General features: G+C 69.9%; 22 protein-coding genes. 11 read left to right on the forward strand and 11 right to left on the reverse strand.

Annotation, left to right across the window (positions count from 1 at the left end; genetic code table 11):
* Window positions 1-106: 106 nt before the first annotated feature.
* The gene (locus ACFWV3_RS20975) at window positions 107-1,942 is read left to right on the forward strand and encodes a PASTA domain-containing protein (protein ID WP_382413063.1); all 1,836 of its coding nucleotides are present in this window, start codon (window positions 107-109) and stop codon (window positions 1,940-1,942) included.
* Window positions 1,943-2,021: 79 nt separating this feature from the next.
* Here ACFWV3_RS20975 and ACFWV3_RS20980 read toward each other — a convergent pair whose 3' ends face one another.
* Genes ACFWV3_RS20980 through ACFWV3_RS20990 form a run of 3 tightly spaced genes read right to left on the reverse strand, consistent with a single transcriptional unit; the run spans window position 2,022 to window position 3,752 of the window.
* Window positions 2,022-2,645, reverse strand: a complete 624-nt coding sequence (locus ACFWV3_RS20980; protein ID WP_382413064.1) for a DNA-3-methyladenine glycosylase I — start codon at window positions 2,643-2,645, stop codon at window positions 2,022-2,024.
* Complete coding sequence (locus ACFWV3_RS20985) at window positions 2,645-3,319, reverse strand: alpha-ketoglutarate-dependent dioxygenase AlkB family protein (RefSeq protein ID WP_382413065.1); 675 nt, start codon at window positions 3,317-3,319, stop codon at window positions 2,645-2,647. Before ACFWV3_RS20985 ends, ACFWV3_RS20980 begins: the two co-directional genes overlap by 1 nt.
* Window position 3,320: 1 nt before the next feature.
* Window positions 3,321-3,752 (reverse strand): hypothetical protein, encoded by a 432-nt coding sequence (locus ACFWV3_RS20990; protein WP_382413066.1) that lies wholly within the window; start codon window positions 3,750-3,752, stop codon window positions 3,321-3,323.
* Between the two features lie 284 nt (window positions 3,753-4,036).
* On the opposite strand from ACFWV3_RS20990, the gene ACFWV3_RS20995 reads away from it, so the two are divergent.
* The 6 genes from ACFWV3_RS20995 (at window position 4,037) to ACFWV3_RS21020 (ending at window position 7,439) form a co-directional block, all read left to right on the forward strand.
* Window positions 4,037-4,294, forward strand: coding sequence for a hypothetical protein (locus ACFWV3_RS20995; protein WP_382413067.1), 258 nt, complete (start codon window positions 4,037-4,039; stop codon window positions 4,292-4,294).
* A gap of 5 nt (window positions 4,295-4,299) precedes the next feature.
* Window positions 4,300-4,791: an RNA polymerase sigma factor gene (locus ACFWV3_RS21000; RefSeq protein ID WP_382413068.1), complete on the forward strand. Its 492-nt coding sequence runs from the start codon at window positions 4,300-4,302 to the stop codon at window positions 4,789-4,791.
* The gene (locus ACFWV3_RS21005; RefSeq protein ID WP_382413069.1) at window positions 4,788-5,444 is read left to right on the forward strand and encodes a methylated-DNA--[protein]-cysteine S-methyltransferase; all 657 of its coding nucleotides are present in this window, start codon (window positions 4,788-4,790) and stop codon (window positions 5,442-5,444) included. Before ACFWV3_RS21000 ends, ACFWV3_RS21005 begins: the two co-directional genes overlap by 4 nt.
* The gene (locus ACFWV3_RS21010) at window positions 5,441-6,151 is read left to right on the forward strand and encodes a 2OG-Fe(II) oxygenase (protein ID WP_382413070.1); all 711 of its coding nucleotides are present in this window, start codon (window positions 5,441-5,443) and stop codon (window positions 6,149-6,151) included. Before ACFWV3_RS21005 ends, ACFWV3_RS21010 begins: the two co-directional genes overlap by 4 nt.
* Before the next feature lie 4 nt (window positions 6,152-6,155).
* Window positions 6,156-6,440, forward strand: coding sequence for an Ada metal-binding domain-containing protein (locus tag ACFWV3_RS21015; RefSeq protein ID WP_382413071.1), 285 nt, complete (start codon window positions 6,156-6,158; stop codon window positions 6,438-6,440).
* Between the two features lie 126 nt (window positions 6,441-6,566).
* On the forward strand, window positions 6,567-7,439 hold the full coding sequence (locus tag ACFWV3_RS21020; RefSeq protein ID WP_382413072.1) for a leucine-rich repeat domain-containing protein: 873 nt from the start codon (window positions 6,567-6,569) through the stop codon (window positions 7,437-7,439).
* 11 nt (window positions 7,440-7,450) lie between these two features.
* On the opposite strand, the gene ACFWV3_RS21025 is transcribed toward ACFWV3_RS21020, so the two are convergent.
* The 3 genes from ACFWV3_RS21025 to ACFWV3_RS21035 are packed head-to-tail and all read right to left on the reverse strand — an operon-like array spanning window position 7,451 to window position 10,053.
* Window positions 7,451-8,377, reverse strand: coding sequence for an NAD-dependent epimerase/dehydratase family protein (locus ACFWV3_RS21025; RefSeq protein ID WP_382413073.1), 927 nt, complete (start codon window positions 8,375-8,377; stop codon window positions 7,451-7,453).
* Entirely contained in the window at window positions 8,374-9,276 is a 903-nt protein-coding gene (locus ACFWV3_RS21030) for an alpha/beta fold hydrolase (protein ID WP_382413074.1), read from the reverse strand. The genes ACFWV3_RS21025 and ACFWV3_RS21030 overlap by 4 nt, the downstream gene beginning before the upstream one ends.
* Window positions 9,277-9,303: 27 nt before the next feature.
* A complete protein-coding gene (locus ACFWV3_RS21035) occupies window positions 9,304-10,053 on the reverse strand; it encodes an SDR family NAD(P)-dependent oxidoreductase (protein ID WP_382413075.1) in 750 nt (249 codons plus the stop codon).
* Window positions 10,054-10,357: 304 nt separating this feature from the next.
* Between ACFWV3_RS21035 and ACFWV3_RS21040 the strand changes: the two genes are divergently transcribed.
* A complete protein-coding gene (locus ACFWV3_RS21040; protein WP_382413076.1) occupies window positions 10,358-10,951 on the forward strand; it encodes a sigma-70 family RNA polymerase sigma factor in 594 nt (197 codons plus the stop codon).
* Window positions 10,948-11,682: an anti-sigma factor domain-containing protein gene (locus ACFWV3_RS21045; RefSeq protein ID WP_382413077.1), complete on the forward strand. Its 735-nt coding sequence runs from the start codon at window positions 10,948-10,950 to the stop codon at window positions 11,680-11,682. Before ACFWV3_RS21040 ends, ACFWV3_RS21045 begins: the two co-directional genes overlap by 4 nt.
* A gap of 64 nt (window positions 11,683-11,746) precedes the next feature.
* Here the strand turns inward: ACFWV3_RS21045 and trxA are convergent, their stop codons facing one another.
* Both trxA and ACFWV3_RS21055 read right to left on the reverse strand, forming a co-directional pair.
* On the reverse strand, window positions 11,747-12,085 hold the full coding sequence (trxA, locus tag ACFWV3_RS21050) for a thioredoxin (RefSeq protein ID WP_382413078.1): 339 nt from the start codon (window positions 12,083-12,085) through the stop codon (window positions 11,747-11,749).
* Entirely contained in the window at window positions 12,082-13,806 is a 1,725-nt protein-coding gene (locus ACFWV3_RS21055) for a cytochrome c biogenesis protein DipZ (protein WP_382413079.1), read from the reverse strand. The genes trxA and ACFWV3_RS21055 overlap by 4 nt, the downstream gene beginning before the upstream one ends.
* A gap of 270 nt (window positions 13,807-14,076) precedes the next feature.
* Here ACFWV3_RS21055 and ACFWV3_RS21060 point away from each other — a divergent pair, with 270 nt between their 5' ends.
* The gene (locus tag ACFWV3_RS21060; RefSeq protein WP_382413080.1) at window positions 14,077-14,733 is read left to right on the forward strand and encodes a fasciclin domain-containing protein; all 657 of its coding nucleotides are present in this window, start codon (window positions 14,077-14,079) and stop codon (window positions 14,731-14,733) included.
* 80 nt (window positions 14,734-14,813) lie between these two features.
* On the opposite strand, the gene ACFWV3_RS21065 is transcribed toward ACFWV3_RS21060, so the two are convergent.
* The 3 genes from ACFWV3_RS21065 to ACFWV3_RS21075 form a co-directional block, all read right to left on the reverse strand.
* Window positions 14,814-15,185, reverse strand: coding sequence for an NAD(P)-binding protein (locus ACFWV3_RS21065; protein WP_382413081.1), 372 nt, complete (start codon window positions 15,183-15,185; stop codon window positions 14,814-14,816).
* 43 nt (window positions 15,186-15,228) lie between these two features.
* Entirely contained in the window at window positions 15,229-15,960 is a 732-nt protein-coding gene (locus tag ACFWV3_RS21070) for an anti-sigma factor domain-containing protein (protein ID WP_382413082.1), read from the reverse strand.
* 135 nt (window positions 15,961-16,095) lie between these two features.
* Window positions 16,096-16,869: an IniB N-terminal domain-containing protein gene (locus ACFWV3_RS21075; RefSeq protein WP_382413083.1), complete on the reverse strand. Its 774-nt coding sequence runs from the start codon at window positions 16,867-16,869 to the stop codon at window positions 16,096-16,098.
* 242 nt (window positions 16,870-17,111) lie between these two features.
* Between ACFWV3_RS21075 and ACFWV3_RS21080 the strand changes: the two genes are divergently transcribed.
* The gene (locus ACFWV3_RS21080) at window positions 17,112-19,400 is read left to right on the forward strand and encodes a LuxR C-terminal-related transcriptional regulator (protein WP_382413084.1); all 2,289 of its coding nucleotides are present in this window, start codon (window positions 17,112-17,114) and stop codon (window positions 19,398-19,400) included.
* Window positions 19,401-19,568 lie beyond the last annotated feature (168 nt).

Below are 19,568 nucleotides of genomic sequence, written 5' to 3' on the forward strand. Positions count from 1 at the left end.
CCGGGGGAGGGGTGGGGATTTCCCCGATGCCCCGGCGCCGCGTTTTCCGCGAGCGTTCGGCGACTTCGATGTCTCACCGATGGATCTGTGGCTATCATCCGCGATCGTGCCCGAGCGTGTCGCGAACCTGACAGGTGTCCTGCTCGAGCGGCGTTACCGGCTGGACGCGGTGCTCGGACGTGGCTCGACGTCCACCGTGTACCGGGGCCGGGACGTCCGCTTGGACCGGGCGATCGCCGTCGAGGTCGTGCACTCGTCGGCGCCGGTGTCCACCGCCGAGTTCGAACGGGTGGCGCGCATCGCCGCGCAGCTGCGCCATCCGGCCGTGGTGGCCGTGCACGACCAGTGCGTCGAAGGCGATCAGGTCTACCTGGTCATGGAGTTCGTCGACGGCGGCAGCCTCCGCGACCTCCTGGAGGAACGGGGAAGGCTCGCCCCCGCGGTGGCCCTGAGCGTGCTCGGCCCGGTGCTGTCGGCGCTGGGTGCCGCCCATCGCGCGGGACTGGTGCACGGTGACGTCCGGCCGGAGAACGTGCTGATCGATGCCGGCGGTCAGGTCAGGGTGACCAGGTTCGGGTTGCTGCACGCCCTGAACGACACGGGCGCCCCCGCGCCCGTGTGGTCTCCGCCGCAGACCGGTGCGAGCGTCCCGGACCCGCGTGCTGACGTGCACGCGGCCGGAAACCTCCTGCACGAGATGCTCACCGGTGCGGCATCCCCCGACGCCGGGCAGACGAGCCCGGCCGCTCCCGGTGTGCCACCGGCCCTGCACGACCTCGTGCGCCGCGCGACCCAGCGCGACCCGATGCAGCGTCCCGCCGACGCGTCGGTGTTCCTGCAGGAACTGGAACGCGTCGGGGAGGAGCTGGGGCTGCAGCCGCAACCGGTGCCCACACCCGGCACACCTCCGGAACAAGACCGCACGATGGTCATACCGGCCGTGGCGACCCCTGCGTCGGCAGCCGAGAGGACCACGCCGTTGAGGGCGGCCGGAGCCAGGCCGCGGCCCGCCCGGCCGAGACCGGTGCAGCGCGACCCGGCCGAGGAGAAGCGCCGGCGCACCCGGCGCCGGATCGGCATCTGGGCGGTCATCGCCGCGGCACTCGTCCTCGTCTCCGGCCTGTCGTGGTGGTGGGTGGGCACGGGACGTCAGACCGTCGTGCCCGCGGTCGGCGGACAGGGCGAGACGAGTGCGATGGCGCAGGTGCGTGACGCGTCGCTGAGCGCTCAGGTGGTCCGCGTCCTCAGCGACGACGTGCCCACCGGCACCGTGCTCCGCACCGAGCCCGGCACCGGGACCGAACTCCGCAAAGGCTCCTCGATCACGGTCTACGTGTCGCGAGGACGCCCGGTCGTCCCGTTCCTCAACGCCGGCGTGGCCGTCGACGCGGCCACCAAGGAGATCGAGGGGAACGGTCTCAAGGCCGTCGCGGACGAGGCCAAGAAAGCCTTCAGCGACACCGTGCCGCCGGGCGCCGTCATCGCCGTGGAGCCGCGAGCAGGGACCCAGCTGCGGATCGGCGACCAGGTGACACTGGTGCTGAGCAAGGGACCGGCGCCCAAGAAGGCCGTGCCCAACGTCGCCGGCCTGACCAAGGACGAGGCGGTCCTCGAACTCCAGCGCAACGGGCTGGAGAGCGTGGACGGACCCGTGGAGTTCTCCGCCGCCGTCGACAACGGCCGTGTCGTCCGCACCGACCCACCTCCCGGCACCATGCTCGGCGCCGACCAGAAGAGCGTGACGCTGGTCCTGTCGAACGCCGTCTCCATGCCGGAGGTGCGCGGCAAGCCGATCCGCGACGCCAGGGCGGAACTGCAGGCGCTCGGCCTCCAGGTCACCGTGGTCTCACCGAACGGGGAGGACGTGCCCTGCGCCGTCCAGTCGGTGGAGCCGGCCCAGCGCATCCCGGCGGGAAGCGCGGTCACCCTCGTCGGTCCCTAGCGAAAGCCGGGATCAGTCAGTTCTTGTCGCGTGGCTGGTGTGCGGCGTGGAGGGCATCTTGACGCCGCACACCAGCCCGTCACGGCAGGTGCGCTGGTGCCCAGATGCCCGACGTGCCCCGTCGATGGCTGTCGACGAGATGTGTGTCGACCAGCCCGACGGCCTCCATCAGCGCGTACGTACTGGTCGGTCCGACGAACTTGAAGCCTCGTTTCTTCAGCTCCTTCGACAGCGCTTCGGACTCGGCCGACTGAGTCGGGATCTCGGAGAAGGTCGTCGGCTCCGGTGTGCGGTCAGGCTTGAACGACCAGATGAGCTCGGCCAGGCCGCCGGCATCGCGTAGCGCGAGGGTCGCGCGGGCGTTCGTGACGGTGCCCTCGATCTTGCGGCGGTTGCGGATGATGCCCGTGTCGCAGAGCAGCCTGGTGACGTCGGTTTCGCTGAAGCGGGCGACGACGTCGGGGTCGAAGTCGTGGAACGCCGCTCTGAACGCCGGGCGCTTGCGCAGGACCGTCGCCCAGGACAGGCCGCCCTGAAAGCCTTCCAGGCACACGCGTTCGTAGAGCCCTCGTTCGTCGCGCACCGGCATGCCCCACTCGGTGTCGTAGTACTCGCGCAGGAGCTCGTCCACCGCCGCCCAGGCGGGCCGGGCCAGCCCGTCCGGTCCGACGACCACTCCGTCGGTGTCGCGTGCGTCCGCCATCAGTCGCCGAGCCCGGTGACGCGCATGGTGATGTTGATACGGCCCTCGGGCAGGCCGGTGGAGGGGTCGCCTGTTCCCGCGTAGGTCCTCGGCACGCCGTGGTAGGCGAAGCGAGACGGGCCGCCGAAGACGAACGCGTCACCGGAACGCAGGACGACGTCGCTGTAGGGCTTGCCGCGGGTCTCGGTGTTGCCGAAGCGGAACAGGCACGCGTCGCCGACGCTCAGCGAGACGACGGGCTGGTCGCTGCGTTCGTCCTTGTCCTGGTGCATGCCCATGCGCGCGGCACTGTCGTAGTAGTTGACCAGCGCGGTGTCCGGATGCCACGCGGCGGCCGCGCCGGGGTCGTAGGCGGCGGCAAGGGCGTTGCGGCCCATCTCGACCAGCCAGCCGGGAAGCGGGGCGACGCGGGCGCCGTTGACGTCGTCGGCGGTGCGGGTGTACCGGTAAGGCTGCCAGTGCCAGCCGAGGCACACCGTGCGCACGGACATCTGCTGCCCGCGCGGGAGGACCGCGGCGCGCAGCGGCACGGGCCCGTCGGCCCATTCGTGGAACGCGGTGACGAGGCGCTGCTGCTGCTCGAACGTCAGCCAGCCGGGCAGGTGCACGGCTCCGGAGCCGTCCAGTGCGACAGGGTCGCCGGAAGTCCACGTGTGGTCGGGGAACAGGGACATGTCAGCGATGCTCCTTGTCGAGTGGGTGAACGTGGCCGTGGCGAACCTGCCAGATGCTGCCGTCGACGCGTGTCCCGCGCAGTCCGTCGAGCGTGCCAGGGCGGAACAGGGTGAGGAGGAGCGGCCGTGCGAGCGCCGACCACACCACGGTCCGGTCAGGCCGCCAGCCGGGACGCGCCGCGAGACGGTGCAGTACCTGGGCGGTGCCGCCGAGGTGGTCGAGCAGGACCCACGCGTCCGCCTCGGACACCATGCGCTCGGTGTGCTTGAGCCAGGACGCGGCTTCTCCCGGCCAGGTGACACGGCCGACGTCGACTGTTCGAGCGAGGCGCAGTCTCTCGGCGAGTGCGTCTCCGGCGGTGACGCAGACCTCGTCACGGCCGGAGCCGATCACCACACGAGAGGCGCGCAGCCCGCGCACGAGCTCGAACACGGCTGTCTCCTCGTCGAGCGTCGGGGGTGAGTTCGGAGCGAAGGCGAACGGGATCGCTTCCAACGTCGCCGCGGGAATGCGACCCGGTGTGCGACCGGATTGAACGCGCGTCTGGTGAGCCGGCCCCGCCGGTGGATTCGTCAGCACGGTCGCGAGAGCTCCTTCCGGTGACCGCGGCGCGAAGAGTGCGAACGACGGCCGTACCGGAGCCGGCCCGCCAGCATCAGGGGTCCGACCACCGGGTTGAACGTGTGCGACACCTTCATCCGGGCAGCGTGATGCCCGTGCCCGATCACGAGTGGTTTCGTTCTGAAGACGACCGCGCCGAGCTGAATGTGAGGTGGTCGCGAAAATTGCCCGATTATGTGATCGTCGCCACATCGGGAGCTTGCGGCTCACGTTCGCGCGACCGCCGCCGTCTTCGAGCCGAGACCACGAAAACCGAACGGCAAGGAGGCGCAACGATGTACACACGGCATGCCGTCGTCGGCACGGTGCTCGGTGACGTCACGATCGGGATGACCGGGACGTCTGCCTGTTGATGAACATGAAGAAGCCATTCGAAGCCGTCGTGGCGGCGCACTCGGGCACGGTGTTGCGGGTGTGCCGGGCGGTGGTGGGGGTGCATGACGCCGAGGACGCGTGGTCGGAGACGTTCTTGGCGGCCATGCGTGCTTATCCGGGTCTGCCGGAGGACGCGAACGTGGAGGCGTGGCTGGTGACGATCGCGCATCGCAAGGCGGTCGACATGATCAGGGCGCGGCGTCGGCGGGCGGTGCCGGTGGAGGATGCGGCCGATCGGGTGTCCTCGGTGGACGGTCCGGAGGCCGTCGATGCCGGGCTGTGGGAGGCGGTGCGGGCCTTGCCGGACAAACAGCGCCAGGCGGTGGCCTATCACCACGTCGTCGGTCTGCCCTACGCCGAGATCGCCGTGATCGTCGGAGCGACGCCGGAGGCGGTGCGCAGAGCCGCGTCCGACGGGATCAGCAGGTTGCGAACCATCTATCAGGGTGCACTCTCGAGAGGAGAAACCCGATGAACGACACCATCACCACCGGCCCGATGATGACCGGCGGGGGTGCGCCGGGGCAGGAGCCCGACATCGCGGCGCTGCTGGCGCGCCCGGCCGAGCCGGATGTGCTGGACCGGTTGCATCGCAGGCTGCAGGAGGCGGCCGCGGGCGAAGGGCTGCTCGATGTGGCTTACACGGTCGTGGACACGCCGGTCGGTTCGCTGCTGCTGGCGGCGACCGAACGTGGCCTGGTCCGCGTCGCCTACGACGTCGAGGACCACGACAAGGTCTTGCAGACCCTCTCGGTGAGGATCAGTCCGCGGATCCTGCGCGCGCCCCGGCGCCTTGATCTCGCCCGGCGTGAGCTTGACGAGTATTTCGAGGGCAGGCGTACGGGGTTCGACCTGCCGTTGGATCTTTCGCTGTCCAGCGGGTTCCGCCGGCTCGTGCAGCTGCATCTGCCCGAGATCGCCTACGGGCGGACCGAGACCTACAAGGACGTCGCCACGATCGTCGGCAACCCCAAGGCCGTGCGGGCGGTGGGCACGGCGTGCGCGACGAACCCGTTGCCCGTCGTGGTGCCGTGCCACCGCGTGCTGCGCACCGACGGCTCCCTGGGCGGCTACGTCGGAGGCCTGCAGGCCAAGACGACCCTGCTGGAACTGGAGCGCGCCGCATGAACCCGTGGCAGGACAGAGTCGAGTCCGGGAACTGGGACGCGATCACCAACGAGGTCAACGAGTACGGCGGCGCGTTGCTGCCGCGTCTGCTCACCGACGAGGAGACGGCGGAGTTCCGCGCCCTGTACGACCGCGACGACGCGTTCCGCAGCACCGTCCACATGGGACGACACCGGTTCGGCGAGGGCGAGTACCGCTACCTGCACGCTCCGTACCCCGAGGCGTTCGAACAGCTCAAGCAGGCGATCTACCCACGCCTGCTGCCCATCGCCCGTGACTGGTGGGCCAAGCTCGGCCGCCCGGCGCCCTGGCCGGACACCCTCGACGAGTGGCTGGCGCTGTGCCACGACGCGGGGCAGACCAAGTCGACCGGCATCCTGCTCAAGTACGGCGAGAAGGACTGGAACGCCCTGCACCGCGACCTCTACGGCGACCTGGTGTTCCCGTTGCAGGTCGTCATCAACCTCTCCCGGCCCGGCGTCGACCACACCGGTGGCGAGTTCCTCCTGCTCGAACAACGGCCCCGCGCCCAGTCGCGGGGCACCGCGACCCTGCTGCCGCACGGCCACGGCTACCTCTTCACCACCCGCGACCGTCCCGTGGCCTCGGCACGCGGCTGGTCCGCCGCACCCGTCCGGCACGGAGTCTCGGCCGTGCGCAGCGGACAGCGGTTCACCCTCGCACTCGTGTTCCACGACGCGGCCTGAACCGATGCACGGACCACCTCCTTCCGAACCGGGGAAGGGGTACACCCTTCTCGGCCCGGACCGCGTTCCCCGCGGCTCGGAAGTCCCCGGCACCTTGGGCGGGCACCGGCCCGGCCGGATCTACGGCCGGCTGGACTGCCCTTCCGCTCTGCGCGCCATCGCGCGCGGCGGGTACGTGCGCAACCGCGTGTTCTTCGCGGACGAGGAAACCGCGGTCGCCGCCGGCTACCGGCCGTGCTCGGTGTGCATGCCGGCCGAGTACGCGGCGTGGAAAGCCAACCGCACATGACGACGGCGTGCCGGCGGTGGTCGGCGGCACTGTCCAAAGGGGACGTGAGCGGGCGCCGGGATCTCCGGCGCCTCGACCTGGTGTGGCTGTGTACCGCTGCGCGTGGCACGGCCTACCATGCGGCCCGTGCCGGTCAACCTGTGTCGTACTGATCTCGACGTGATTCCAGCGGACGTTCTGAAGTCGGAAACCGACAACCTGAACGTGATGGCCAACCGGATCACCGCGCTGCCGGACGAGCTCTGGTCGATGGAGTCGCTGCGGGTGCTCAACATCGGCGACAACCTGCTCGGCCACGTTCCAGCGGACATCCGGAAGCTGAACGGGCTGACCGAGCTCTATCTGCACGGCAACCGCCTGCGGACCGTGCCGGCCGAGCTCGGTGAACTCACGGACCTCACCATCCTGGACATCGCGCACAACCAGTTGCAGGCACTGCCCGACGGGCTCGGCAGACTCCACAACCTCGAGTTCCTCTACGTTGCCGACGGCTCACTGGAATCGCTGCCCGACGACATCGGTGCCATGTCGGCGTTGCGGTACCTGGGCGCGGCCGACAACCGCTTGACGTCGTTGCCGGCATCGGTTGGCCAACTCGGCGACCTCGTGGAACTCCGACTGCAGAACAACAGCTTCGCCTCCATCCCGGACTGCGTCGGGAAACTAGGTCGGCTGCGCGAGCTGCACTTCGACGGGAACCGGCTCAGCCACCTGGACCTCGACTTCTCCGGCCTGCCCCAGCTGCACACGCTCAGCTTCCGAGGAAACGACCTCTCCGAACTACCGGTCGAACTGGAAGAGCTGCACGGTCTGCGCCACCTCGACCTGCGGTCGAACCGGCTGCGTCGCCTCCCCGAGTCGCTGGCGGCGCTGCCGAACCTCGAGAAACTCGACGTGCGGTGGAACCCGCTGGAGAAGGTGCCCTCCTGGTTCCACGACCTCGCCGCGAGAGGGTGCCGGGTGTACTGGACCGGAACCTCCGCCGTACCAAGCCATTAGTGCGACAACGGTCAACGCACCGGGGACCGGTCCAGGTCCTGCCGTGCGAGTGCGCGGAGGTGCGGTGCCCCGATCATCGTGAGCATGTCGGTGTGATGGGGCACCCAGCCCAGTTCCCGGCGCGTTCGCGGCGCGCGGATCCGGCTGGAGGCGCTCATGATCAGTGCGCCGAACTCACCCCAGACGCCGGTCGCCTCCGCCGGCGAGAGGCTGCGGGTGGGCAGGCCGAGGTCGCGGCCGACCGCCTCGGCGATCCAGCGGTTCGGTGTCTCACCGGCGACCGCGTGGTAGAGCCTGCCGCCGGTGCCCCGGTCCAGGGCGAGTTCGACCAGGTGGGTGACGTCGTCGACGTGCACGTGGCTGTAGGTGTTGAGTCCTTCGCCGACGTAGCAGGCGGTGCCGGTGAGGGCGGCCGAGCGGTAGATCATCGACACGTGGCCGTGGTCGGCCGGTCCCCAGATCAAGCCGGGCCGGACGACCATGCCGCGGACGTCCCGCTCCGGTCCGGCGAGAACCAGCATCTCGACCGCTCGTCGCTCGGCGGCGAGCGGTTCGACGGTGAACGGGTCGTCCTCGGCGAAGCTGTCCTCGCTCCAGTTGCCGGCGGTGCGCTGCAGGAGCACGCCGCTGCCGGAGGTGAACAGGAAGGCCTTCCCGGTGCCGGACAGCGCGTCCAGCAGCGCGGAGACCACGGACGTCTCCGTCGCGGGAGGCAACTGGGCGGCGACCACGACGGCGTCCGCAGATGCCGCCGTGGCGAGGACCTTCGCGAGGCCGGAGTCGAGGTCCGCGCGCAGTGGCGAGACGTGCTGGGCCTCGAGTCGTGCGGCGGCGTCCTCGGATCGGGCGAGTCCGACGAGGTCGTGACCTGCGCCGCGGAGGTGGCGGGCGATGGCACCGCCGACGAAACCGGTGGCGCCGATCACGAGAACCCTCATGACCGGTCCGCGGTGACGAGGCCGGTGGTGGCGGTGAGGAACTCGCGGACGTGGCGGACGAACCAGTCCGGTGCTTCCTCGGCGACGAAGTGCCCGGTGGGAGCGACGAGGCCGGTGAGCCGCCGGACGTGCGGACGCAAGGCTTCGGTGGTGCCGGTGCCCACCGAGTCCCTGCCGCCGATCGACAGCACGGGCACGGTCATCCGCCCCGCCGCGAGCGCCGACTGGTTGTCCCGGCCGTCCTCCAGGAGGGTTCGGTAGTGACCGAAGCCTCCCCGGAGGCGGTCACGGCCTCCGTAGGACTGCGCGTAGAACGCCAGCTGCTCGTCGGTGAAGACGGGTGCGGAGCTCAGGGCCGTGAAGGTCGTCTTGAAGAACTCGAACTCGTGGCCGTCGAACAGCATTTCGGGGAAGTGCGGAGCCATGAAGAAGCCGAAGTGCCAGCTGCCGCCGGTCACGACGTTCATGGACCCCTCCAGGTCGACACCGGGCAGGAAGGCGTCGACGAGCACCGCGGCCGCGACGTCGCCGGGGTGGTGCAGGGCCCAGGCGAACGCGATCATGCTGCCGATGTCGTGACCGACCACGACCGCCGGGCCGGTCAGGCCGAACGCGTCGGCCAGGCCGCGCAGGTCGTCGACCTGGTTTCGTTTGGCGTAGCCGTCGGTGGGGCGGTCACTGGCGCCGGTTCCGCGCAGGTCGGGAACGAGCAGCGTGTGGGTCTCGGCCAGCGCGGGCATCACCCGCGCCCAGGCGCGACCGGTCTGCGGCCAGCCGTGCAGCAGGACCATCAGGGGGCCGCGGCCGCCCACCGCGGCGGAGAGCCGGACGCCGTTGGCGGAGGCCGTGCGGATCTCGAAGCCGTCGGGGAGCCAGTCGGGCATCGCCTGCTCGGTCATCGTGGGTGCTCCTGTTCTCGGTGCGGGTCAGGCGGGAAGGGCGCTCGGTTCGCCGCCGTTGGCGACGACGACCGTTCCGTTGATGTAGTCGCTGTCGGCGTTGACGAGGAATCGGACGACGTGGGCGATCTCTTCCGGTTCGCCGATCCGTGCGCGCAGGGTGGCCCGGCCGAGCATGTCGACGTTGTCGCCGAGCATGGCCGTCGTGCCGGAGGTGCGGACCGGGCCGGGGGACACGCCGACGACCCGGACGCCGCGTGCGCCGAACTCCGTCGCCCAGGACCGGGTGAGCAGTTCCACGGCGGCTTTCGAGGCGCCGTAGGCGGTGCCGATGGGTGCGGGTGAGGTGGACGCGGTGGAGGTGATGTTGACGACGACGCCGTAGCCGCGGTCGGCCATGGCGGGGGCGAGCGCGCCGACCAGGAGGAACGGGGCGCGGGTGTTGACGGCGAAGTGCCGGTCGAAGCTCTCCGGGGTGGTGTCCGCTGTGCCGGTGAAGGCGTAGAGCCCGGCGTTGTTGACCAGGATGTCCACCTCGCCGGCGGCGGAGGCCAGCGCCAGCACGTCCGCGGAGTCGGTGAGGTCGGCGCTGAGGAACCGGGCGGAGCCGCCGTCTGCCTCGATCTCCTTGACCAGCTGGGCGCCGCGTTCGGGGTCGCGGCCGTGGACGAGCACGTCGGCGCCATCGGCGGCCAGCTGCCGGGCGACGGCCCTGCCGATGCCGGCGGTCGCGCCGGTGACGAGGGCGGTTCGACCGCGGTGGGGGGACGGGGTCATGGGTCGGCCTCACTTTCTGGGTTGTTCTGTCCAGAAAGCTAGAGCGGAAAAATGGATTGCGCAACCCAGTCTGGGCGTTGGGGTTGTCGATCGTGAGCGGGCCGACCAGGACACGCCGCCTGACCATGAAGCTTCGTGCCAATTCACACGAAGGTGTGAGCGATTCGGTGGCTGCGGAGCAGGAGTGGTAGTTCGTTCCCATCACGGGTGTCCACCTACCTCTCCGGCACGTGACGCGCGCCTCACCTTTCCGAGTGGGCGTCGGCTCCGAACGCAGTCCGGACAGGTGACGAAGAGGAGCACGATGCGGGAACGGGACCAGGCACCGACCGCCACAGTGGGTTTCGAGGAACCAGCGGGGGCGGACGAGTTGCTCCTGCGGGTCGCGCGGGGTGACGAGGCCGCGTTCGGTCAGTTGTACGACCAGGTGTCGGGTTCCGTCTTCGGGCTCGTCCGTCGCGTGCTGCGGGACCAGGCGCAGTCGGAGGAGGTGTTCCAGGAGGTCATGCTCGAGGTGTGGCGGACCGCGAGCCGGTTCGACCCCGAGCGCGGCAAGGCGATGACCTGGATCCTCACGATGACGCACCGGCGTGCGGTCGACCGGGTGCGGTCGGCGCAGGCCGCGGCCGACCGGGACGAACGGGTTGCCGCGCTGGACGCGGCGACCCCGTTCGACGAGGTGGTCGAGCAGGTCACCGAACGGCTGGAGCAGCGCAAGGTCCGGCGCTGCCTGCGGTTCCTGACCGACCTGCAGCGCGAGTCCGTGCTGATGGCCTACTACCAGGGCTACAGCTATCCGGAGGTGGCGAGCCTGCTCGGTGTTCCGCTGGGCACGGTGAAGACCCGGATGCGCGACGGCCTGATCAGGCTGCGGGACTGCTTGGGGGTGGCGGTGTGAGCACGGCGGACCTGCACACGTTGACGGGCGTCTACGCGGTGGACGCCCTGTCGGGCCCGGAGCGTGCGGAGTTCGAGGCGCATCTGCCGCACTGCTCGTCCTGCGCCGAGGAGGTCGCGGGGCTGCAGGCCACGGCGGCAGCGCTCGGTGCCGTGACGGCGGAGGCGCCGCCCGCGCATCTGCGGGCCAAGGTGCTCGCAGGCGTCACGAGCACGCGTCAGTTGCCTCCGGAGACGCCTGCTCCCGTGGCGCCGGTGGTCGCGCTTCCGACGCAGAGCCGTTGGCTGGTAAGGGGAAGCGTGCTCGCCGCGGCCGCGAGCGTGCTCGTCGCTGTCGTCGTCGGAGTGCAGGGTGTGCAGGACCGGCAGGAGCTCGACGCGCTGCGGGAGTCGGCCGCCGGCTACGGCCAGGTGTCGGACCTGCTCAACGCCCCCGACGCGAAGCTCCTGAACGACGCCGGGTCCGCCGGCGGCCACGGCACCGTGGTGATGTCGCCGAGCCGGAACAAGGCGGTCTTCCTCGCCGACGGACTGCCGTCTCTGCCCGCGGACCGCACCTACCAGCTGTGGGTGGTCGAACCCGGCGGTCCGCGCTCGGCCGGCCTGCTCCAGAACGACCCCGTGGTGGCAGACGGCCTCGCGAACGCACGTGCGCTCGCACTCACCGTCGAACCGAGCGGTGGCTCCGCCGCCCCGACGACGGCTCCGGTCATCGAGATCCCGATGGCCTGACGTCGGACACGCCGCGACCCCGATGGCCGGATGGCTGTCGGGGTCGCGGCGTCTCTGCTGGTGTTCAGAGCCAGGTGGACAGCGCCTTGACGATGTCGGCGCGTTTGCGGGGCGCGGTGAGGGTCGCGACGGGTTCGCCGCCGGAGAACAGCATCAGGGTGGGGATGCTGAGGACCTGGTAGCGGACGGCGATGTCGGGGTTGGCATCGATGTCGACCTTCACGACGGAGATCTTGTCCTGGTGTTCGTCGGCGATGGCGGTGACGACCGGGCTGAGTTGCTTGCAGGGGCCGCACCACGGTGCCCAGAAGTCGACGAGGACAGGCTTGTCCGCGCCGAGGACGGTGGTGTCGAAGGAATCGGTGGTGACGTCGTCGAGGTGCATGGTGTGGTTCCTGATCATCCGAAGGTGAAGGAGAAGGCCTGGACGCCGGCGCTCACAGTCGCGGTGAGCGAGCCGCCCTGGATCGTCGGCGTGGCGAGGAGCCGGTAGGAGTTCGGGGTGCCGTCGACCTCGACGGTCGTGGTCTTGCCGTTCTGGTCGACGGTGACGGTTCCCTTGCCGGACAACACCATCCGCACCTCCTTGGCGCGATAGTTGAGCTTGATCCGCGCGGGCTCGCCGCTGGGTGTGATCGACTGGGTGTCGAGCTTCCAGGCACCCGAGAGCGCGAACGAGTCGGTGCCCTGGTTCTCGGGGAACTGGAACGACTTCTCGCCGCTGGTGTACTCCTCGCTGCCGGCGAAGTTCACGCGCTTGGTCGAGCCGAGGTAGGTCTCGCGGGTGATGTCGGCGACAACCGGGGTGTCATCGGCCAGCTCGGTGGCCTGGGGGAGCTCGGTGTTCGGGTTGGCGTCGGTGAGCAGTTGCCGGATGAGCTTCTCGGTGACCTGGTAGTCGCCCTCGCCGAACTTGATGTGCCGGACGGTGCCCTGGGCGTCGATGAGGTAGTGGGCGGGCCAGTAGCGGTTGCGGTAGTTGGTCCAGGTGCCGAGGTTGTTGTCGAGCGCGACCGGGTAGGTGATGCCGAAGTTCTTCGCGGCGGCCTCGACGTTGGCGGGTTCCTTCTCGAACGCGTACTCGGGGGAGTGGACGCCGATGACCTGCAGCCCGGCATCGCGGTAGGCCTTGTCCCACGCGGTGACGTGCGGGATGGAGCGCTGGCAGTTGATGCAGGAGTAGGCCCAGAAGTCGAGCAGGACGACCTTGCCGCGCAACGACTGGAGCTCCAGCGGCTGCGAGTTGAGCCACTGCTGGATGCCGGTGATGTCCGGTGCCGTACCGCAGCTCTCCAGCTCGGTGCCGCCGTCGCTGCACTTGTCGAGGTCCTTGTTCTGGTCGTTGACCAGTCCGCCCAGGTTCAGCGCCTTGCGGACCTGCTCGGAGTTGTTCACCTTGTCCTGCAACGAAGCCGTGTAGTCGGGGATCGCCCGCTGCAGCAGCTGCGGCAGGTTGAACACCAGGCCGAACGCCAGCGCGATCATCACGACGCCCGCGGTGATGCGGATTCCCCGCTGGCGCTTGCGGAAGGCCTGCACGCGCTCGGCGACTCGACGGCCTGCCAGCGCGAAGATGAGCAGCGGGATCGCGGCGCCGACCGCGAAGGTGAGCGTCAGGACGACGGTCTCCGTGCCGATCCGGCCGGTCGAACCGGCCACGGTGATGGCCGCCAGCACCGGACCGGCGCAGGGCACGTAGACGGCGCCGAGCGCGAGGCCGAGGGTGAAGCCGCCGCGGCTGGCGTCGGGGTTGCGCTGGGGAATCCAGGTGAACGGCTTCTCCAGCAGCTGTTCGAAGCGCGGCACGATCAGGCCGATGCCGATCAGCACGAGCACGACGATCCCGGCGTAGCGCAGGACGTCCTGCGGCAGGTTCAGCACGGTCAGCAGCAGCGAGCCGAACAGCGTGACGAGGCTGAAGCTGACGACGAGGCCGGCGATGACGAGGTAGGGCCGGGCGCGTGACGCCGGTTTGGCCGCCACCGCCACCCCGGAACCGGAGCTCGTCGTGCGGGCGCTCTGCGTGCCACCGGAGAAGAAGATGACGGGAAGGACGGGCAGGATGCACGGCGAGATACCGGTGACCAGGCCGCCGATCAGACCGATCAGTGCGAGGGTCAACATGGGGGAGCCCTACTCGGGTCGATGAAAGTGCGTGATGCCTGTGCTTCGCGGCCGGTGGAGGCCCGGATTGCCCGGGCAGGGGAAGCGCTTGTCACACGGACGAGTGAACGGACTCTGCGGTCCATTGTGGACTTAGCGCTGTTTGTTTGTGCTGGTAGCGCGATTTTCCCGGACCCGTTGGTAACAGGTCGATAACCGCACCCATCCGCTCGTGAGCGGGCGGCGAATCACCGGCATCACCACCCGAACACCCCTTGGAGATGTCCCGTCATGAACAAGACCGTCCGCAACACCGTCCTCGCCCTCGGCACCGCCTCACTCGCCCTGTTCGGCGCGGCGTGCGGCTCGGGCGACATGGCCAGCAGCGGCAGCTCCAGCACCGCGCCCACCACCTCGGCCTCGATGGCGCCCTCGACGTCCGCCATGGCCGACCCGGCCAAGGACCTCGTCGGCCCCGGCTGTGCCGACTACGCCAAGCAGGTCCCGTCCGGCGCCGGCTCCGTCTCCGGCATGGCCGCCGACCCGGTCGCGGTCGCGGCGAGCAACAACCCGCTGCTCACGACGCTGGTCAGCGCCGTGTCCGGCAAGCTCAACCCGAAGGTCAACCTCGTCTCGACGCTCAACGGCGCCGAGTTCACGGTCTTCGCCCCGGTCGACTCCGCGTTCGCCAAGATCGACCCCGCGACCATCGAGAAGCTCAAGACCGACGACGCGCTGCTGACCAAGATCCTGACTTACCACGTCGTGCCCGGCCAGATCTCCCCGGACAAGATCGCCGGCGACCAGAAGACCGTCGAGACCGGCACCGTCAAGGTCACCGGCTCCGGCAACGCGCTGAAGGTCAACGACGCCAACGTCATCTGCGGCGGCGTCCACACCGCCAACGCCACCGTCTACCTCATCGACTCGGTGCTGCTCCCCGCCTGACATCTCCAGGGGTAGCGGCAATCGGGACTCCGGGGACCACGCTTCGCGCGTGGTTCCCGGAGTTTTGTTCGTCCTGTCCTCTAGTGTCGTACGTGGACGGTGACCGACTCGTCGAACTCGAAGATCGCCTGGTTCTCGGGCTCGCGGATGATGGCCACGATCGGCGTGGCCGGGTTCGACGACCGCAGCGCTCTCGTGATCAGGAATGCGTTGAGGTCGTCCGGGACCGCGATCAGGACGAGATCGGCGGCGTCGACAGCCGCCTCGCTGAGTGCGCACGAGTCCCGTCCGTCGCCGACGACCGCAGCGACACCGTTGGCCGTGGCTTCGGCCACCGCGAGGAAGTCGGTGTCCAGCACGGTCAACTGCGCGTCCGGCTGCGACGCCAGCACGGAGTTGGCGGCGGAGCGCCCGGTGTCGCCATATCCGATGACGAGAATGTGATCGGTCACGACCGGGAATTCGGCACACCGCACCGGCCGGATTGCGTCCGATTCAGCGAAGGACGACCGTGACGACCGGCCCGCCTGTGGGGCTCGGCGAACCGGCTGCCGGTTCGACGGTGAGGATGGCCTCGTCGGCGTCAGCGATCCCGCTCACGAACAGGGACGTCACCTCGTCCATCGGTCGCACGGTTCCCGCGGGCCGGGGACCGCGTCCATCCACGAGCCACAACTCGTAGACCCGGTCCTGCGGCAACGCGCGCAGCCCGTCCGCCAGGAAGAGCATCTCGTCGCGGCCGGCCGACATCGCCACACTGCCCGACCCGTTCTCGGCGGCGAGGAGCCGCAGGTCCGCGGCCCCCAGCAGATCGCCGATCCGGGTGTGCGGGGCGGCTGCCACGGGAGTGATCGTCGATGTGGTCAGTGCGTCGTTCACGCCGGCGACGGCCGCGGCGACCGCGCAGGCAGCGGCGACCAGGGCCGCGGCGCGCCGGAATCCCTGTCGCCGTGACAAGACCGCCACCGCCTCGGGCGAAGGCGGCACCTGGGCCACCGATCGGACCGCGCCCAGCACCCGCGGACGCAGGGCAACCGGGTAGACGTGGCGCACGGCGTTGCCGAGTGCCGCCGCTGTCTCGCTCAGTCCGGCTGTCTCGTCGACACAGACAGGACACTTGGCCAGATGTTGCTCGAACTCGGTGCGCTCCGCTTCGGGCAGGGCACCGAGTGCGTGAGCACCGGTCAGCAGATGCGGGTTGATCGCACGCGTGGATCCCGGTTTCACGGCATAGCTTCGAAGCCGTCCGGTGAACGGATTGCCCTGATCGCTCGGAGTCCGAAATGGACTGACCGGGGCCCGGCGAACGCCGAAGGGCCACCCCTGGGAGCGCGGTCCGGGGGTGGCCCTTCGCGTGGCGTGTCAGAGGTTCAGGTCGAGGTCGTTGAGCACGCCGCCGACGTTGACGTCACCGAGCTCGCCGGAGATGTCGCCGATCTTGCCGATGTCCCCGACGTGGCCGACGCCGGTCACGTCGCCGAGGTTGCCGACGTGGGACACGATGTCGGTGACGTTGCCGACGTGGTCGAGCGAGAGGTCGTTGCCGGTCACGTTGCCGAGGGTGGAGGTGATGTCACCGCTGAGCACGTCCTCGACGCCGAGGTCGCCGGTCTGCACGCCGCTGCCGATGCCGCCGACGACGTCGGTGATGTGCGTGGTGTCGAGCACGTCGGTGCCGTTGCTGATGGCGCCGACGGTGTCGGTGACGTCGAGGTCGGTGACGGTCTTGGTGACGTCGGTGATCTCGGTGCGCCCGACGACGTCCAGGGCGGTGGACGGGTCGCTGAGCATGTCGAAGCCGTTGGTGACGCCGTGCACGGCCGCGGTCAGGCCGGAGACCGAGCCGAGGACGGAGTTGTCGTCGATCTGCTGGCCGGCGGTGTTCTGCAGGGTGCTCAGCAGGTCGAGCTGCTGGTCGAGGTCCAGCCCGGAGATCGCCGAGCCGAAGTCGCCGACGGCGGTGGCCGGGGCGAAGTCGAGCACGAGCGGCAGCAGCTCCTGGATGTCCGCCGGGTGCACGTCGCCGAGGCCGGCCGCGTCGAGCGAGCCCTGCGGGTCGAGCTGGAAGGCCGACCGGGCATCGGGGTCGCCGAGCAGGGTGAGGGTGAAGTCGTGCAGCGTCTGCGGCAGGGTCACGTCGAACTCCAGGTGCGTCGTTGTGCTTGTGCCACTGAAAGCTACGAACAACTGGCGCACTGCCGCATCGGGTGACATGCAGGGTCTCGCGCGGCGGTGTCATATCGGGGATCGGTGCCACAGCGAGTAGGGGAATAGGGGTATTTCCCGATCTTGGGGCGGTGACCAAACCTGAACGGGTGATGCACCGAAGCACCACTGAACAGGTCGGTCACCAGGAGGTTCACGCACTCATGTCCCCGATGTCGGACACGTTCTTGTTGCTCGACAGCGGGACCTCCCGGACGCTCGACCGAGCCCGGGCTGCCGACCACGTCGTGCTGACCGGACCCGCCGGATGCGGCAAGACCGCGTTGCTGCGCACGTTCGAGCGGTCGATCGTCGTCGACGACGGGCACGCGCTGGGGGAGGCCGAGGCCGATCGCGTGCTGGCCGGGCTGGGTACGGGAGACAGGCTCGCGCTTGCCCATCGGCCGTGGCCGGACAACCGCGCACTGAGCCGGTTGATCAGCGCATTGCCCGGCGCCGTGGTCCGTGTGCACGTCCGGCCCCTGTCGCTCCGCGATGTCCGGTCCTTGACGGCGCGGGTGCTCGACGCCGAGGTGAGCGAGGAGTTCGCGGGACGCCTGCACGAGCGAACCGGCGGCACACCGGCGTTCGTGCTGGACGAGCTCTCGCCGGAACCGAGTGCCGCGTTCGCCCGCCACTTCGACGAACTGTCCCTCGCGGCGAACGACCTGCTGCTCGCCCGTGCTCTCGGCGCCCCGTTCGACGTGGGACTGCTCGCGACGGTGCTCGCGCTGGACCCGCACACCGTGTCGGAGTCCGCCGAGGCTCTCAGGTCGGCCGGTCTGCTCCGGATCGACGGAGCCCCGCTTCCCGTCGCCGCCGACGCGATCGAGGCACTCGCACCGGCGGAGCAACGCGCTGACCTGCTGCGCAAACTCGCTCTCGCCCAGGCATGCCGATCACAGCCGGTGGCCGGCTACGTGCGGCCGCTGCTGGAGCTCGGGGTGGTGGATCCCGGCCTCGCGGACGTGTTCACCGCGGCGGGCCACGAGGTGATCGATGACGATCCGGCACTGGCTGCGAAGGTGTTCACCGTGGCCGGTGGTCCTTCGACGTTGCTCGCTCGGGCGAGGGCGCTCAGCGGTGACCTCGACGGCGCGGTGGAGCTCGTGCAGGTCGAACACACCGACGCCGACGCGTTGCTGATCGTCGCGACCGCACTGACGGTGCGCGGGCAGGTCGGCCGTGGCGGCGAACTGCTCCAGCGCTCGGACAGCGGTCTCGCGCTGGGCTACGCCGTCACCGGCCTGCTCGGCGCCGGCCGGCTGGAGGAGGCTCGCGCCGTCCAGGCCGGCGTGCGGTCGCAGCCCGCCGGTTCCCTGGCCGACACCCTCGGACGTCGGCTTGCCGACGTGGTGGTCGGGACCGTCACCGGTTCACCGATGGCCGCTGTCTCGGCCGCTGTGGCCACGGCCGGGATCGACCAGGCGGGTGCACGTACCTCGGTGCGGCCGGACAGCCCCACGGCCCTCGCCGCACTCATCTGCCTGCACGCGGGGGAGCTGACTGTCGCGCGGTCGTTGCTGGCCGGCGCCGTGCGGGGAGATGACGGCCGAGGCCTGCACGCGGACCGGCACCGGTTGCTGCTCGCCTGCACCGAACTGCTCGCCGGCGACGCGGACGCCGTCGAGGAGTCGGAGTTCTTGCTCGCGACCAAGTCCCGTGAACCGCGAGAGGCGCTTTTCGCCGCGGCGCTGCGGCTGGGTCGTGCCCGTCGCAGCGGTGATCTCCACGCGTTGAAGGAGGCCTGGGAACCGGCTCAGCAAGCCCTCGTCGTGCATCCGGTCGACCTGTACACGCTGATCCCGCTGACCGAGATCGTCCTGGCAGCGGCGAGGATCGGCCAGTTCCACCGGGTCGAGGCGCAGCTGAACGAGGGATGGGCGTTGCTCGACGGCCTGCACAAACCTCCACTGTGGACAGCATTGCCGCGGTGGAACGCCTTCCACGCGGCGTTGCTCACGGGCGACCTCCCGGCGGCGGAACGACACGTTGCCGTTCTGGAGGAGGCGGCGGACGCACTGCCGTTCTCGCGCGCTCTCGCCACGGCCGCGCGCTGCTGGAGCCTGGCGAGCCGGGGCGACGTGAACCACCTGCGGATCGAGTCGGCAGCGCAGGAGCTGCACGCTCACGGCATGCGTTCGGACGCGGCACGACTGGCGGGGCACGCGGCCATGCACACCACCGATCGCAAGGCGATGACGCAGCTGCTCGACATCGCCCGGCAGTTCCACGGCACGACTCGGGGCGAGGCCGGTGCCGACGGCCTGAGCGAACGCGAGCAGGAGGTGGCCGCACTGGTGCGCGACGGCCTGACCTACCGCGAGGTCGGCGACACGTTGTTCATCTCGGCGAAGACCGTGGAGCACCACGTCACCCGCATCCGCAACAAGCTCGGCGCGAAGAACCGGCGCGAACTCGAACGCGCCTTGGCGGACGTCGACCTTCCTCTCGCCAGGTAGTCACCCCCCATCGGGTGGCGCAAGTTCGCGCGGTTCATCTGCCCGCGAGTCTGATGCCATCGGTGTGCAAGAGGGCATTCGAGTGAACCGGCCAAACCTCAGATCCATCGGCGGCGAATGAGTCGAGTCCTGTCCGTGTGGCGGTTGTCACTGCGGAAGGGCGTCGAT

The organism is Lentzea sp. NPDC059081, from assembly GCF_042738015.1.
Taxonomy (GTDB): domain Bacteria; phylum Actinomycetota; class Actinomycetes; order Mycobacteriales; family Pseudonocardiaceae; genus Lentzea.